This is a genomic window from Amphritea atlantica (assembly GCF_018860855.1).
Lineage (GTDB): Bacteria > Pseudomonadota > Gammaproteobacteria > Pseudomonadales > Balneatricaceae > Amphritea > Amphritea atlantica_A.
Genome location: NZ_JAHKQE010000013.1, coordinates 118,489 through 135,206 on the forward strand (window position 1 = coordinate 118,489; position 16,718 = coordinate 135,206).

Consider the following 16,718-nt stretch of genomic DNA (forward strand, 5'->3'; position numbering starts at 1 on the left):
CGCGCTCAAGAACCACCCTGTATCAGTAGCGGATTCTGACCGCATCACCACCAAATTGATCTTTCAGTTTAAGCAACAGCTCATCTGTCGGCTGCACTTGCCAAGCTTCACCCAAACACAACGTGGCGGAAGCATCGACACTCTTATACCGCAGAGCAACCGGCATAGTGACTCGACCTTTATGCCCCTCTAACAGCTCACCAAAGGCCTTAAGCGACCGTTCCTTCAACTGCGAAGCATCACAATCTACCTCGATATGTCGCCCATAGCGAGCTCGACACTGAGTCACATCAACCACTTTATGGCCGCGCACCTTAAGCTTATCGGTGCCCGAGTAGCTATCGATGGTAATCTCCCCTTCGATCAGCAGAATGGCATCTTTATTCAATAACGGACGATATTCATCATAGGCTTCACCAAATAGCGATATCTCGATACGAGAGGTCCGGTCGTCCAGTGTGACAAAGCAGAGCGAATCACCTTTTTTGGTTTTCTTGACCCGCACATCCACCACCAGGCCCAGCATCTTCTGCTGCTGGCCACGTTGCGGCATCAATTCAGCAATTCGACGCGTGATAAAGTGAGGCAGTTCGGCTTCGTACTCATCGATAGGATGACCGGTAACATAGAGCCCCAGCGTGTCTTTTTCACCTTGCAGACGCTCTTTGTCGGTCCACTGACGCTGTTTCATGTACTCAGCGTAGGGATCACGGGGCTGCTCGGCCTCAACCTCACCAAACAGGTCGAACATCCCGGCGCTCTGATTGCGCTCAGACTGATCCGCCGCTTTAAGCGCCTCACCAATCGCCGCCCAAAGCTGAGCACGATCAGGTCCAAGGTGGTCCAGCGCGCCAGAACGCACTAAGGCTTCTAAAACCCGCTTATTGAGTTTTTTACTGCCGACTCGCTTACAGAAATCGAAGATATCCTTGAACTGGCCACCCTCATCACGCGCAGCCACAATGGCTTCTATCGGCCCTTCACCGACCCCTTTGATCGCGCCTAAACCATACACAATTTCACCCTTATCGTTAACGGTGAACATGTATTCACCCCAGTTAACGTCGGGTAGCACCAAAGGTAATTTCATGGTGCGACACTCTTCAATAAAGATCACCACCTTATCGGTGTTCTGCATATCAGAAGAGAGCACAGCAGCCATAAAGGGCGCAGGATAATGAGTTTTCAACCAAGCGGTCTGGTATGACACCAAGGCATAGGCCGCTGAGTGGGATTTGTTAAAACCATAACCGGCAAATTTTTCCACCAGATCGAAGATATTCCCGGCCAGATCAGGGTCGATGCCATTCGCCGCAGAGCCTTCCAAAAACGAGCTTCGCTGCTTCGCCATCTCTTCAGGTTTTTTCTTACCCATCGCTCGACGCAGCATATCCGCACCGCCGAGGGTATAACCGGCCATCACCTGAGCGATCTGCATAACCTGTTCCTGATACAGGATAATGCCGTAGGTTGGCTCTAGTACTGGCTGCAGACTATCTAACTGATAATCCGCATGGGGATATGCCAGCTCAGCTTGACCATGTTTTCGCAGAATAAAGTCATCAACCATGCCCGATTGCAGCGGTCCTGGCCGAAACAGCGCCACCAAAGCGACAATATCTTCAAAACGGTCGGGTTTTAGACGACGGACAAGGTCCTTCATACCACTGGATTCAAGCTGGAACACCGCGGTGGTTTCTGCTGACTTGAGCAACTCAAAGGTCGCTGGATCTTCCAGATCGATCAGGGCTATATCCAGCGGCTCTTCACCGGTCTTAGCCCGAATACGGTCGATGGTTTTCACCGCCCAGTCAACGATGGTTAAGGTACGCAGCCCCAAGAAGTCGAACTTAACCAGTCCGGCCTCCTCAACATCACTCTTATCAAACTGGGTCACCAAACCATGACCATACTCGTCACAATAAGTTGCCGAGAAATCGGTCAGTTTGGTCGGCGCGATAACCACACCACCGGCGTGTTTACCTACGTTACGGGTGAGCCCTTCTAGCTTCAGGGCCATCTCCATAATTTCTTGCGCTTCTTCGCTAGACTCGACGAACTCCTTCATTAAGGGTTCTTCAACCATCGCACGAGACAGCGTAATACCCACTTCAAACGGAATAAGTTTAGATAGTTTATCCGCCAGACCGAATGGCTTGCCCTGTACGCGCGCAACGTCCCGCACTACCGCTTTAGCCGCCATGGTACCAAAGGTAACAATCTGCGATACCGCATCCCGACCATAGGTTTCCGCTACATAGTCGATTACTCGGTCACGGTTATCCATACAGAAGTCGATATCGAAGTCAGGCATCGATACCCGTTCTGGGTTTAGGAATCGCTCAAATAGCAGATCGTATTCCAGCGGATCAAGATCGGTAATTTTCTGTGCATAGGCTACCAGCGAACCCGCACCCGACCCACGACCAGGGCCGACTGGCACGCCGTTATCCTTACCCCACTGGATGAAATCCATTACGATCAGGAAGTAACCAGGGAAACCCATCTGGGTGATAATATCCAGCTCAAACCGCAACCGCTCTTCATAAGGACGGCGATTTTCGGCATAGTCAGGGTCATCCTTGTCTAAAAGGATAGCCAAACGCTCTTCCAAGCCTTTCCAAGATACCTCGGCAAAGAACTCATCCATGGTTTTCCCTTCCGGGATTGGATACTTCGGCAGGTAATAGGTACCCAGATCGAGCTCCACATTACAGCGTTTAGCTATTTCGACGGTGTTCTCAACCGCAGAAGGAATATCACTGAACAGCTCAACCATCTCTTCGGCTGACCGTAGATATTGCTGTTCACTGTAATTCTTAGGCCGGTGAGGATCTTCGAGTGTGCGCCCCTGGTTGATACAAACCCGGACTTCATGTGCCTCAAAATCTTCAGGCCGCAAAAACATCACTTCATTAGTCGCCACCAAAGGACAACCAGTCTCATGGGCTAGCTGCACTGTCGCATGCACACAACTTTCATCACCGGGACGGCCGGTACGCTGAATTTCTAGATAGAAACGATCAGGAAAGACGGCTTGCCATTGCGCCAGAACCGCATGGGCTGAATCGTTGTCAGCCAGCGCTCTACCCACTTCACCATCTTTGGCGCCGGATAGTGCGATCAATCCAGCAGAACGCTCCGCAATCCAGCTGCGCTTTAGTAACGCCAGCTCCGGCTGAATATTCTGCCCCTTTTCATAGGCGAGCGAAATCAGCTCCATCAGGTTACGATAACCCTGATCGTTCATGGCTAACAGCGTCATCCGATGGGGTGTATCTTCGGGGTCTGCGTCGTTTTCAACCCAGATATCCGCACCGAAAATCGGCTTAATACCCGCGCCAGTTGTGGCTTTAAAAAACTTAATCAAGGCAAAGAGGTTCACCTGATCCGTAATCGCAATAGCAGGAATTTGCTGGTCTTTCGCCACCTTAACCAGCTCTTTAATGCGAACAAGTCCATCAACCAGTGAAAACTCCGTATGCAGACGGAGATGTACAAATGCCGGATCAGTCATTTCAACTCGTTTAATCAATTATGTCAGTGTTTAACGCTAGTAACTCTGCCACCGGTCTAAAACTGCGACGGTGTTCAGGGAGCGGGCCTAACAGACGTAGCTTTTCCATATGCAGGGCGGTGGGATAACCTTTGTGCTTAGCAAAACCATAACCGGGATGACGATGATCCAATGCCACCATCTCCCGATCACGATAAACCTTTGCCAAAATCGAAGCGGCACTAATCGCCGGCTCTTTCAGATCACCCTTCACAATCGCTTGCGCCCCACAGGGCAACCCAGGCGGGCAACGATTACCATCAATCAAGGCGAAATCAGGCGTAACACTCAAGCCTAAAACGGCCCTCTGCATTGCCAACATCGTGGCGTGCAGAATATTTAGCTGATCAATCTCTTCCGGTGTTGCCCAAGCGATCGACCAAGCCAGCGCACGCTCCTGAATCAACGGAAACAGTTGTTCCCGCTTTTTCTCCGAAAGTTTTTTCGAATCGGTTAAACCTTCAATAGGCTTAGTTGGATCAAGAATCACCGCAGCCGTGACAACGTTACCAATTAAAGGACCTCGACCAACCTCATCGACTCCCGCAACCAACCTGCCGAAGGCCTTAGACATTGGTGTCACCATTTAACCGGCCTCGAGACTCGAGTAATTTCACTATGGCATCAACCGCTTTTTTACTCGCATCTTGGCGTAACTGCTGATGAATCTCACTGAAGCGTTGCTTCAATTCACTTTGCCCATCGCTATCAAGCAGCGCCTGCTCTATCGCAGGACCTAATACCTCAGGACGCACATCATTTTGCAGAATTTCCGGCACCAGCGGCGCATCCGCTAACAGGTTGGGCAAAGAGATATATTGACTGCTAACCAGGCGTGACAAGATTTTATAACTTAACGGCGCCATACGATAAGCAACCACCATTGGCTTCTTCAAGAGCAACGCTTCGAGGGTCGCAGTACCCGAGGCTATCAACACCGCATCCGCCGCTGTTAGCACTTCACGGGAACGTTTTAATACCAAAATGATAGGTAGATCACTGTATTGTCTGTCAATTAGCTCACGTAAATGATCATAACGCTCTTGATTCGCCGCCGGCATCACAAACACCAGATCAGCATTTCGCTTGAGTAACCAGCGCGCAGTATCCAAAAAAGGCTCAGCCAGATATTTAAGCTCTCCGCCCCGACTACCAGGCATCAATGCCACTATTCGCTGACCATGAGGCAGGTTAAGACTGGAGCGAGCAGCGCTCTGATCAGGTTCCAGTGGAATCATATTGGCTAAAGGATGACCAACAAATTCGACCGGCATGCCATGCCGTTGATAAAATTTAGCTTCAAAGGGAAACAGAGTTAGCATCAAGTCGGTGGTTTTAAGTATCTTAAACACCCGCTTGCTACGCCAAGCCCATACCGAAGGACTCACATAGTGCACGGTAGGAATACCGGCTTGACGTAATTTACCTTCAAGATTGAGGGTGAAATCAGGGGAGTCGATACCGATAAAGATATCCGGTGGCTGTTGGCTAAAGTGAGTAACCAGCGATTTACGAATGCCTAGCAACTCTCTTAATCGGCCCAGTACTTCAAACAATCCCATTACCGATAGACGCTCCATCGGAAAAAGACTGACACAGCCTTCTGCCTGCATCAATTCACCGCCAATCCCCTCAAAGGTTATATCGGGAAAGCGGTGTTTGAGTTCGGCAAGCAGGCTGGCACCTAGAATATCTCCGGATGCCTCTCCAGCGACAATACCAATACGCAGGGTACTCATACCCTAACGAATGATGCCTCGGGTTGAGGCTTTAAGGGAATCAGACAGCAATTTGAGTTCGGGTGTTTCAAGCACCAGTGGCTCAAGCTGTGAAATAGCCTCTTCAAGCTTTAAACCCTGACGATAGATAATTTTATAGGCCCGCTTAACATTCTGAATAGCCGCTGCAGAAAAACCGCGCCGTCTCAGTCCTTCAGCATTGATACCGTGGGGTTGAGCGCTATTGCCATTGGACATAACAAATGCGGGGATATCTTTAAGCACAACGCTTCCAGCTCCACACATGCTATGAGAGCCAATCAGACAAAACTGATGCACCGCGGTAAAGCCACCGAGAATAATATGATCACCTAGGTGAACATGCCCCGCTAACGCACAGTTATTAGCCAGAATATTATGATCGCCCACGATACAATCATGAGCGACATGAACATTCGCCATAAATAGGTTATGACTACCAATAACGGTGATACTGTTATCTTGAACAGTGCCTCGATGAACAGTGCAGCCTTCTCGGAAAACATTATTATCTCCGATCAGCAGCTCCGTTGGCTCGCCGTTATATTTCTTATCCTGACAGTCTTCGCCGATACTGGCGAACTGGAAGATATGATTGTCAGCACCAATTTTAGTCGGCCCTTTAATAACAACATGAGAATGTATTTTAGTTCTCGGACCGACCTCAACATTAGGGCCAATAACGGTCCATGGACCCACTTCAACATCATCAGCCAAGCGGGAGGATGGGTCAATAATGGCCGTGGAATGGATCAAATCTACACCTTTCTATCTGCGCAAAGAATCGTTGCGGTACTGACAACATCACCGTCAACAGTAGAGCGAACTTCAAACTTCCAGATACCGCGTTTTTCGGAAATAATTTTCGCTTCCAACTGCAACCGATCACCAGGAACAACAGGACGTTTAAAACGTAATTTATCAGAACCGACAAAATAGTAAATAGAACCATCTTCAGGCGTTTTACCCATGGTTTTGAAACCTAGGATACCGGCAGCCTGAGCCATCGCTTCAACAATCAGAACCCCAGGCATCACAGGATAATCTGGAAAATGACCATTAAAGAAGTTTTCATTCACCGTCACATTTTTATAAGCGACGATCGACTCACCAGGCACTAACTCAACCACTCTGTCAACCAGAAGGAAAGGGTAACGGTGAGGTAAATATTTGCGGATCTCTTTTACATCCATCATCATTCAGGCTGACCTTAAGTATGCTGCTTTACAATTTTTCTAACTTTTTAACCCGATGAAACAATTCGTCTAAATGACGAAATCTCACCGCATTACGCTTCCACTGCTGATGCGGTTCCATCACTGTACCAGAAGAGAACGCCCCTGCTTGCAAGATCGATTTACTAATCAAGCTCATTGCCGTGATATGGGTACCATCGGTAATGGTCAAATGTCCCGTTATCGCGCAAGCGCCGGCAATAGTACAGTTTTTTCCTATTCGAGTGCTACCGGCAATGGCTGTACAACCGGCTATTGCCGTGTTGTCACCAATGATTACGTTATGAGCGATCTGAATTTGATTATCCAGTATAACTCCGTGACCAATCACCGTATCATCTAAAGCGCCTCGGTCGATCGTCGTATTAGCACCCACTTCAACACGATCGCCTAATCTGACACCGCCTAACTGATGAATTTTTATCCATTCACCTTGGTTGTTAGCAAAGCCAAAACCATCTGCACCCAGCACCGCACCACTGTGAATAACACAGTTAGCACCTATCGTAATCTTATTGTACAGGGTTACATTAGCGGCTATACGAGTATTTTCACCAATCACACAATCGGCCCCGACAACACTGTTAGCACCAAGGGACACACCCGAGTTAATAACAGCTCGATCACCGATAACGGCATGGGCATCAACCGATACATTATCTGCCAGCACGGCAGACTCACTGACCGAGGCTAGCGGACTCACGTTACCTTTAGCAGACACCGCCTGATCACAAAACAATGCCGTTGCCCGAGCATATGCAATATAGGGATCAGCGACCACTAAAGCGATTGACTCAACTTCATCCCGATGCTCAGGACTCACTAACACCGCACCAGCCTGAGACGTCTTCAACTGAGACTGATAGCGTCCATTATGTAAAAATGATAACTGGCTTTGAGTAGCAGACTTAAGCGTCCCGATCCCATCAATGAGATGTTCCGAATCAACCGTTTCGGCCCCCAGCAAAACCGCTAGCTCCGAAACAGAAAAACACCGCTTAGCCATAGATTGATTACTTCTTATTCAGTAGTTCAACAACACGACTGGTAATATCCAACTCAGGCTTAACGAATATTGTCGCCTGCTTGTTAACCACTAGATCATAGCTTTCGCTAGCGATTAGATCACGAATAACCGCATCTAGCTTAGGTCGCATCTCCTTAAGAAACGCATCTTCACGTTGACGCTGCTTCTGCTGCAGAGATTGGCCCAAACGCTGATACTCGCCATAGGCTTTCTGAAACTGAACCCGCTGCTGATCCTGTACTTCTTTAGATTGGGTTCCAGCACCTTTCTTAATCTTGTCTTGAATTTTCTTTACCTGGGCCTGTAGGTCTACTAACTGTTTTTGCTCACTACTGAACTCTTTAGTCAGTTTATCGCGAAACAGATCCGCTGCTTTACTGCTCAGCAACGCCTGCTGCACACTCAGAACCGCCACTTTTTCTGCCATGGCATTAAAACTGAGCAATACACCTAGGATAATTATCAGTGGTCGAAACATTTTCTTCTCCATTTAGAATGTTTTGCCAAGTGCAAATTCAAAGAACCGCTCTTCATCATCGTCATCAGCATTCAAAGCTTTCGCGAGTGCAACCGAAATGGGTCCAATCGGGGTTAACCAACTAAAGCCAAAACCTGCCGAATAACGCAGATCATCTAGCCTAATACCACTGTCACAGTTGGTACTACCTTCTAAACAATCGGTCTGGAAGACATTACCGGCATCAACGAACAGCAATGTACGCATTGAATTAGAATCTTTGACAAAGGGTACAGGGAAGATCAGTTCCGCGCTCATATCGATGGCAACATTACCACCCAAAGGATCTTCATCATCGCTAGAGTCTCGAGGACCTAAAGAATTAGAGTCATAACCCCTGACTGAACTCAAACCACCGCTGTAGTAGTTCTTAAAGAACGGATATTCGTTATCCGCTACTTTACCCGCAAAAGCCAAACGTCCACGCAACGAGCCGACCAACCCCTCTCCATCTTCGGTCAATGGGAAGTAGATACGCCCCTTATACTGCTCCTTATGATACGACAGATCGCTACCAGGAATTCCAATTTCAATAGACGCACTTTGTGAATACCCTTGTGTTGGAAAGATCTTCCGGTTCAGGTGATTATCACTCCAACCAAGACTCACGTTGAAGATATTGTATTGATCACCTTCATTTTCGATGAAAGTTATTACTTCAGGCGCTGTATCATCAACCGTGTTTATCTTCACGCCTTCATAGTTCAAACCAAAGTTAAGGCGCTGATAGTCATCCATAGGATAACCAAAATTTATCCCTGCACCCAAGGTATCGGTTGAATAATTACTGACATCTTCCTCGTCGTAATCGGTCTCACGAGAGTAAATATTATAACCACGGCTCACACCATCAACGGTGTAGTAAGGCTCTACATAGCTAAATTTATACTCAGTTACTGTGTCACTTTGAGTAATACCAAAGCCAACACTGTTACCCGACCCTAGAAAGTTTTCCTGCTCAACACTCAGGTTAAAAATTGCACCACTGGTTTGCGAGAAACCAACACTCGCAACAAAATTACCGGTATTGTCTTCGGTAACACTGTATTCCAGATCAACGAGGTCATCCGTTCCTGGCACTGGCACCGTTTCAACATTAACCTCTCTAAAGTAGCCTGTTTGGTCTATTTTTTGTTTAGAGCGTTCAATAGCCGCAGAAGAAGCCAACCCGCCTTCCACCTGAGTCATCGAGCGTCGAGCGACCTTATCCGCCGTTTTCGTATTTCCCTTAACCGAAACACGGCGCACATACGTTAGCTTACCCGGTGCAATAAAAAACTGCAGATTAACCGTATTATCATCTTGAACTTGCGGGACTGGGCTGACATTGGCAAACAGATAGCCCTTGTCGCCTAATTTACGAATCAACGCATCTTGAGACGCCGTCATTTCACGACGGGAGAACGTAGCGCCTTCAACGACGGTAATGGCGTCCATTAACTCTTGCTCATCAACCACCAAATCACCGGCTACCGACACCCCAGACACAGAGAATTTCTCTCCTTCGGTCACACTCACGGTAATAAACACGTGTTTTTTATCAGGTGATAGTGATACTTGTGACGAATCTATCGTGAAATTAATATAGCCTCGGTCTAAGTAATACGAGCGCAAGCGCTCAAGGTCACCGGACAGTTTCTCCCGAGCATATTTATCCGAATCACTGAAAAAATCCCAAAAACCAGGCAACTTCAGCGAGAAATCCTCTTTTAATTCCTCGTCAGTGAAAACTGTGTTGCCGACAATATTGATATGCTGAATGGTGGCAACCTTGCCCTCTTTAATATCAATATTCAGTGCCACGCGGTTTTCCGTTAGCGGCTCAATCTCTACTTGAATATCGGCACCGTAGCGCCCTTGCCCTGCATACAGTCGCAACAGATCCTGACGGATTTTATCCAAGGTAGCCCGTTTAAAGACATCCCCTTCGCGAAGACCATTCTGCTTCAGACCATCCAGCAGCACCTCATCCTCCAGCACCTTATTACCCTCTAGGCGGATAAGGCTGATGGCAGGACGTTCCTGTACGTTAACGATAAGAACATCGCCTTCACGGGCAATTTCAATATCATCAAAATAACCGGTACGAAACACTCGTCGAGTCGCTTCAGCAATGTCACCCTGATCGACACTCTGGCCTGAATCAATATCAAGGCTGCGAAGCACAAGGCCTGGCTCGACTCGCTCTAGCCCTTTCAGGCGTACGTCGTCTACCGTGAATGATTGTGCCGCAGCTACCGATGTATAAAGGGCCAGGGAAAAAAGAAGTCCGAATCTGATCTTCATGAACTGGTTCTTATATTGTAGTAAATAATTAAAGTCGCATTAGATCATTAAAAATAGCGACGCCCATAAGCGAAAACAAAATAGCCATTCCAAGCCTTAAGCCAACCATCTGTAACTTTTCAGATACCGGCCGCCCCCTTAGCAATTCAACCGCATAATACAGCAGATGACCACCATCCAACATGGGAATAGGCAAAAGGTTAAGAATACCAAGACTAATGCTCAAATAAGCCAAAAATCCAGCAAAGGCCTCAACACCTGATGCAGCAGAAGCCCCCGCCACTTTAGCAATGGTTATCGGTCCACTCAAGTTTTTTACCGACAACACACCTTTGAGCATTTTCCACATAGAATCAAGCGTTAGGCTAATCATCTGCCAACTTTTCGAAGCCGCTTGACCCATTGACTCAAATACACCGTAACGAACCTGCCGCAGCATCTCCGGCGGCCACTTAACCGCCGCCACGCCAGCGCCAACATAGCCAACCACACCACTCTCTTCAGTCTTACTATCAGGAGTCATATTTAATGACAACTGCTGACCGGCACGATCAATATCAACCGCGAGCGATTGCCCTGGATGTTGACGAATAATGGTGACCAATTGACTCCAATCTGACACCGCCTGACCGTCTACCGCTATCACTTTATCACCAGCCGACAAACCGGCCTTACTGGCAGCACCTTCCGGGATTACCTGACCAATCAATGCAGGATAAACGGGACGAAACGGGCGAACACCAATCGCCGACAAAGGACTTTGGGTTTCCGGATTAAAGTGCCAACCCTGCAAGTCCAGTCGATACTCTTGAGGTACACCATTCAAACCTTGACGGGCTTTGAAAGGCACAACAGCAGATTCACCAATATAGGTCGCCAGCGCCATATTAACATCATCCCATGACCGCGTATTTCGACCAGCGACCGACATAATTTCAACACCCGGCTGCAACCCCGCCCGCTCAGCAATACTATCGGCAATAATACTACCGACAACCGGCGCAACTTTCTCAACACCAGAAACAAACATCGCCCAGTAAACAACTACCGCAAAAATAAGATTAACGATAGGCCCGGCAGCCACAATCGCAATACGCTGTAACACCGGCTTACGATTAAAGGTTTGATCTAACAACTGAGGATCAACATCACCCTCACGCTCATCTAGCATTGATACATATCCGCCCAGGGGGATCATGGCGATAACATATTCCGTATCTAGCCGATCACGCCAACGCAGCAGCGGCTTACCAAAGCCAACAGAAAAACGTAATACTTTGACACCACAGCGCCGAGCCACCCAAAAATGGCCATACTCATGAATCGTTACCAATATGCCTAAGGTAACAATCAGCGCCAATACAGTATTAAGAATATCCATCTTTCCCCAAAATCAACTTATCGACAACAGATGCAAGCACAGCACAAATACCGGCGCAGCAGAGGTGATACTATCGATTCGATCTAGAATCCCACCATGCCCAGGCAACAACTGACTACTATCTTTAATGCCACGATGACGCTTCAACATACTTTCAAAGAGATCACCTAAAACCGATGCCAACCCTGCTAGCATCGCTATCAGCAACAGATAGACTCCAGTAAGCAGATCAAGTTCAAGATAGAATACAAAACAGAGCGAGATAAGTGCACATGAAGAAAGCCCGCCCCATAAACCGGCTCGGGTTTTTCCCGGACTAACGTTTGGCGCAAGCTTAGCTCGCCCCCAAGTTTTACCCGCAAAATAAGCACCGATATCCGCCCCCCAAACGAGCAGCAGCAACATCAGCAACAGGACATCACCTTTTGGCTGATGCTGTAACGTCACCAACGCCATCCAAGTGGAGGTTAGCACCAAGACGCCGATCAACGAGCGCTGCCAACCAGCCTGCCAAGCACTCGCAACGGGGTAACGCACCACCCAAAACGCCGCCATTAGCCAAAACAACACGGTAACCCAAAGAAAATCGGAAAACAGAGCCTCAGGAGAGTAGTAATTGAGTGCCGCAATCAAGGCCGCAATTAAGGAGGTATAAGCAAGACGGGCTGTCGCTGGGATCAAACCGGAGAGATTCGCCCATTCCCAAGCACCTAACAAAACGATACCGGCAACAAACAACTTAAAAACGTCGAAGCTGGAGAGAAAAAGCCCCGCTAAAACCACTGGAGCTAACAGGACTGCGGTCCAGATTCTCTCTTTAAGCATTCTCAGCCTCTATCTGTTCACTAGTTTTACCAAAGCGCCGCTCACGAGTAGCGTAACTCTGAATCGCTGCACCCAGCGCATATTTATCAAAATCAGGCCATAGCAGATCGCTAAAAAAGTACTCGCTGTAGGCCATTTGCCAAATCAAAAAGTTACTGATGCGCTGCTCACCTGCGGTACGAATACACAAATCAGGGGCGGGCTGATCACTCAGGCAAACCATCTCCCCCAATAATTCAACATCGAGCTGATCCGGCGTAAAACGCCCATCAACACAACCTTGGGCAAAACGCTGCGCCGCCTGAACAATATCCCACCGCCCGCCATAATTGGCAGCGATATTAATAATCAGCCCAGTATTCGACGCGGTTAGCTGCTCAGCTTTATCGATTTTCTTTTGTAACGAACGACTAAAACCGCTCTTATCACCGATAATCCGCAACTGAATATTATGCTTATGAAGCTTTTTAACTTCACGATCAAGGGCTAGCGCAAACAACTCCATCAACCCCTTAACCTCAAGAGGCGGCCGCTGCCAATTCTCACTACTAAAAGCAAACAGCGTCAACACTTCGACACCCAGCTCCGCGCACCCCTGCACAACACTGCGAACGCTATCCACGCCTGCCCGATGGCCAGCAAGACTTCCCTTGCCATGTTTTTTTGCCCATCGATTATTACCATCCATAATGATTGCAATATGGCGAGGAACAGATCGACCCGAAGGCAAACTGAGCTGTAATTTTTCAGACATATCAATTGTCGGCAACCGAAGCCACCGACTATTCCCTATCAAATTTCCATCAAGTCTGCTTCTTTATCCTGGAGCAATTTATCGACATCGGCGATAAATTTATCGGTCAGCTTTTGAATCTGATCCTCTCCACGACGGGCATCATCTTCGGTAATCTCTTTTTCTTTCAAAAGATCCTTAATATCACCGTTCGCATCGCGACGAATATTCCGAATAGATACACGACCATTTTCAGCTTCATGACGCGCCTGACGAATATAGCCCTTACGGGTTTCTTCTGTCAGTGCAGGCATAGGCACTCGAATCACAGCCCCAGCAGTAGATGGGTTTAAGCCCAGATCAGACTTCATGATCGCCTTCTCAATATCCGGTACTAGGTTAGATTCCCATGGAGAGATAGACAGTGTACGCCCATCTTCAACACTGATATTGGCCACCTGACTTAGAGGCACCGCAGAACCGTAATAACTGATATGCACCGTTTCCAGAATACTGGGATGGGCACGACCCGTACGGATCTTTCTCAGGTTTGTGGCTAAAGCTTCCAGGCTTTTACCCATACGATCTTGGGCATCCTGAGCGATCTCATTCAGCATATATATCTCCTACCGTCGCATTATTATCAATGACGGTTCCTTCGTCGCTGCCAACAATCAGATTGGCCAACGCACCTGGTTTATTCATATTGAAAACCCGAACCGGCATATCATGGTCCCGGGCCAAACAAATTGCAGTCAAATCCATAACACCCAACTGCTTATCCAGCGCTTCATCAAATGTCAGATGCATATAACGCTTGGCAGACGGGTCTTTCATTGGATCCGCGGTGTACACACCATCTACTTTGGTGGCTTTAATCACAACATCTGCATCGATTTCAATGCCTCGTAAACAGGCGGCAGAATCTGTTGTGAAAAACGGGTTACCGGTTCCCGCAGAAAAAATAACAACGTCACCCTGAGCCAGGTAACGGACCGCATTACGGCGATCATAATCATCAACCACGCCGCGCATCGGTATCGCAGACATCACGCGGGTTGCTATATTACAACGTTCGAGGGCATCGCGCATCGCTAAGGCATTCATCACGGTCGCCAGCATCCCCATGTGGTCACCGGTTACCCGGTCAAGACCCGCTGCACTCAAAGCAGCACCACGGAACAAGTTGCCGCCACCAATCACCATGCCTATCTGAACACCTATACCGACCAATTGGCCAATTTCCAGCGCCATGCGGTTCAGCACTTTGGGGTCAATCCCGAAATTGCCTTCGCCCATTAGGGCTTCGCCACTTAATTTAAGAAGTATACGTTTGTATTTGGAATGCTTATTTGAGGCAGGCATCGGTATCGTCTCCACCCAGACTGAGTTCGCACCAGTGTAACAAGAATAAAATAGATTGCGCACCCAGAACAGGCACGCAATCTTCACAGGGTCAGTATTTAACCCTTCAGTTGCTCAGCAACTTCAGCAGCAAAGTCTTTATGCTCAACTTCGATACCTTCACCCACAGCGATGCGGACGAAAGACGCGACAGAAGCACCAGCATCTTTAACTAGCTGACCGACTTTCACATCTGGGTTTTTAACGAATGGCTGTTCAACCAAGCTATTTTCAGCCAGGAATTTGTTGATACGACCAACAACCATTTTTTCAGCGATCTCAGCAGGCTTACTAGCCATATCAGGCTGAGCCAAAATGATCTCTTTTTCTTTAGCAACAACATCAGCAGGCATGTCGTCTTTGCTAACCACTTGAGGGTTAACCGCAGTAACGTGCATCGCAACGTCTTTTGCCAACTCAGCGTTACCGCCAGTCAAAGCAACAATCGCAGCCAGTGTACCGGTACCATGAACATAGGCAGCAACGGTTTCGCCTTCAACCAGCAGAACGCGACGAACGCTAATGTTCTCGCCGATTTTCTGAACCAGCGCATCACGCACGTCAGTCAGCTCACCCGCCATCAGCGCTGCTACATCAGTCTGTTTATCAGCAAACGCTTTTTCCAACACTGTGTTAGCGAAAGTCGTGAAGTTTTCATCACGGGCAGCGAAATCAGTTTCAGAGTTAATCTCGACGGCAATAGCATAGCTATTATCATCAGCAACTTTAGCAACAACGATACCTTCAGCAGCCGTACGACCTGATTTTTTAGCCGCTTTCATGCCAGACGCTTTACGCAGATCTTCAATCGCCTTGTCTACATCGCCATCAGCAGCTGCCAGCGCTTTTTTACACTCCATCATGCCGAGACCGGTACGATCGCGCAGCTCTTTTACCTGCTTAGCGGAGAACTTTGCCATTTGGTTTTACCCCATCAACAATCTATTAATTCAAATTCAAAAAAAGGGGAGCAACTCAGCTCCCCTCCCGCGTGTTTGAATAGTCTATCCAAACCGCTTGACAGCTTGGTTACTCAGCAGCAGCTTCGTCGTTGTTTTCAACTTCAACGAATTCGCTTTTGGCAACAGCATCAATGTCAGTACCGTCAGAACATGCATCAGCAACGGCCTTAACATAGATCTGAATAGCACGTAGTGCATCGTCGTTACCTGGAATAACGTAATCAACGCCATCTGGGTTGCTGTTGGTATCAACGATACCGATAACTGGGATACCCAGCTTGTTAGCTTCGTTGATAGCAATACGTTCATGATCAACGTCAACAACGAACAGTGCGTCCGGTAGGCCGCCCATATCCTTGATTCCGCCGATAGACAGTTCCAATTTCTCCATCTCACGCTGACGCATCAAAGCTTCTTTCTTAGTCAGCTGAGCGAAAGTACCATCCTGGCTCTGTGATTCTAGATCACGGAAACGACGGATAGACTGACGGATAGTCTTGTAGTTAGTCAGCATACCACCCAACCAACGGTGATTAACGTACGGCATATTTGCGCGAGACGCTTCTTCTTTGATGGTTTTGCTGGCAGCACGCTTAGTACCCACGAACAAGATCTTGTTCTTGTTTACAGCCATGCCTTTAACAACATCCAAAGCACCGTTCAGTGCTGGCAGAGTGTGTTCCAGGTTGATGATATGAATCTTGTTACGAGCACCGAAAATGTATTTACCCATTTTCGGATTCCAGTAACGGGTCTGGTGACCGAAGTGAACACCTGCTTTAAGCAGGTCACGCATTGTAACTTGTGCCATTATACTTTCCTAAATTTTCAGGGTTAGACCTCCATGCACCCCATCCCCCAACCGCAAGCGGCACCCAAGGTGATGTGTCGGTAACATGTGTGGATTTATGAAACCTGCGACTTCTGATACAGATTTCGAGCGCGACTTTATACCATAAATTACTTTTTTTTTGAAGCACAATTTACAATCTATTTATCGCAGCCTTTTGTTCTTAGCCGCTAAATTCGCTACAA

General features: G+C 47.9%; 15 protein-coding genes. All 15 read right to left on the reverse strand.

Annotation, left to right across the window (positions count from 1 at the left end; genetic code table 11):
• Window positions 1–22 precede the first annotated feature (22 nt).
• The 15 genes from dnaE to rpsB all read right to left on the reverse strand — a co-directional run bounded on the left by dnaE (window position 23) and on the right by rpsB (window position 16,494).
• The gene (gene dnaE, locus KO512_RS05450; RefSeq protein ID WP_215951317.1) at window positions 23–3,517 is read right to left on the reverse strand and encodes a DNA polymerase III subunit alpha; all 3,495 of its coding nucleotides are present in this window, start codon (window positions 3,515–3,517) and stop codon (window positions 23–25) included.
• Between the two features lie 10 nt (window positions 3,518–3,527).
• Window positions 3,528–4,130: a ribonuclease HII gene (gene rnhB, locus KO512_RS05455; RefSeq protein ID WP_252734840.1), complete on the reverse strand. Its 603-nt coding sequence runs from the start codon at window positions 4,128–4,130 to the stop codon at window positions 3,528–3,530.
• Complete coding sequence (gene lpxB / locus KO512_RS05460; protein ID WP_215951319.1) at window positions 4,123–5,295, reverse strand: lipid-A-disaccharide synthase; 1,173 nt, start codon at window positions 5,293–5,295, stop codon at window positions 4,123–4,125. Before lpxB ends, rnhB begins: the two co-directional genes overlap by 8 nt.
• A gap of 3 nt (window positions 5,296–5,298) precedes the next feature.
• The gene (gene lpxA / locus KO512_RS05465; RefSeq protein ID WP_215951320.1) at window positions 5,299–6,069 is read right to left on the reverse strand and encodes an acyl-ACP--UDP-N-acetylglucosamine O-acyltransferase; all 771 of its coding nucleotides are present in this window, start codon (window positions 6,067–6,069) and stop codon (window positions 5,299–5,301) included.
• Between the two features lie 2 nt (window positions 6,070–6,071).
• Window positions 6,072–6,512, reverse strand: a complete 441-nt coding sequence (gene fabZ, locus KO512_RS05470) for a 3-hydroxyacyl-ACP dehydratase FabZ (RefSeq protein WP_215951321.1) — start codon at window positions 6,510–6,512, stop codon at window positions 6,072–6,074.
• A gap of 25 nt (window positions 6,513–6,537) precedes the next feature.
• Window positions 6,538–7,554: a UDP-3-O-(3-hydroxymyristoyl)glucosamine N-acyltransferase gene (gene lpxD / locus KO512_RS05475; RefSeq protein ID WP_215951322.1), complete on the reverse strand. Its 1,017-nt coding sequence runs from the start codon at window positions 7,552–7,554 to the stop codon at window positions 6,538–6,540.
• A 7-nt stretch (window positions 7,555–7,561) separates the two neighbouring features.
• Window positions 7,562–8,053, reverse strand: a complete 492-nt coding sequence (locus KO512_RS05480; protein WP_215951323.1) for an OmpH family outer membrane protein — start codon at window positions 8,051–8,053, stop codon at window positions 7,562–7,564.
• A 12-nt stretch (window positions 8,054–8,065) separates the two neighbouring features.
• Entirely contained in the window at window positions 8,066–10,378 is a 2,313-nt protein-coding gene (bamA, locus tag KO512_RS05485) for an outer membrane protein assembly factor BamA (protein WP_215951324.1), read from the reverse strand.
• A 28-nt stretch (window positions 10,379–10,406) separates the two neighbouring features.
• Complete coding sequence (gene rseP, locus KO512_RS05490; protein WP_215951325.1) at window positions 10,407–11,759, reverse strand: sigma E protease regulator RseP; 1,353 nt, start codon at window positions 11,757–11,759, stop codon at window positions 10,407–10,409.
• Between the two features lie 12 nt (window positions 11,760–11,771).
• Window positions 11,772–12,584, reverse strand: a complete 813-nt coding sequence (locus KO512_RS05495) for a phosphatidate cytidylyltransferase (RefSeq protein WP_215951326.1) — start codon at window positions 12,582–12,584, stop codon at window positions 11,772–11,774.
• On the reverse strand, window positions 12,577–13,338 hold the full coding sequence (gene uppS, locus KO512_RS05500; protein ID WP_215951327.1) for a polyprenyl diphosphate synthase: 762 nt from the start codon (window positions 13,336–13,338) through the stop codon (window positions 12,577–12,579). Before uppS ends, KO512_RS05495 begins: the two co-directional genes overlap by 8 nt.
• Window positions 13,339–13,376: 38 nt before the next feature.
• Window positions 13,377–13,934, reverse strand: a complete 558-nt coding sequence (frr, locus tag KO512_RS05505) for a ribosome recycling factor (protein WP_215951328.1) — start codon at window positions 13,932–13,934, stop codon at window positions 13,377–13,379.
• A complete protein-coding gene (gene pyrH / locus KO512_RS05510; RefSeq protein WP_215951329.1) occupies window positions 13,924–14,682 on the reverse strand; it encodes a UMP kinase in 759 nt (252 codons plus the stop codon). The genes frr and pyrH overlap by 11 nt, the downstream gene beginning before the upstream one ends.
• Before the next feature lie 98 nt (window positions 14,683–14,780).
• Window positions 14,781–15,641, reverse strand: a complete 861-nt coding sequence (gene tsf / locus KO512_RS05515) for a translation elongation factor Ts (protein WP_215951330.1) — start codon at window positions 15,639–15,641, stop codon at window positions 14,781–14,783.
• Between the two features lie 109 nt (window positions 15,642–15,750).
• Window positions 15,751–16,494 (reverse strand): 30S ribosomal protein S2, encoded by a 744-nt coding sequence (rpsB, locus tag KO512_RS05520; protein ID WP_215951331.1) that lies wholly within the window; start codon window positions 16,492–16,494, stop codon window positions 15,751–15,753.
• Window positions 16,495–16,718 lie beyond the last annotated feature (224 nt).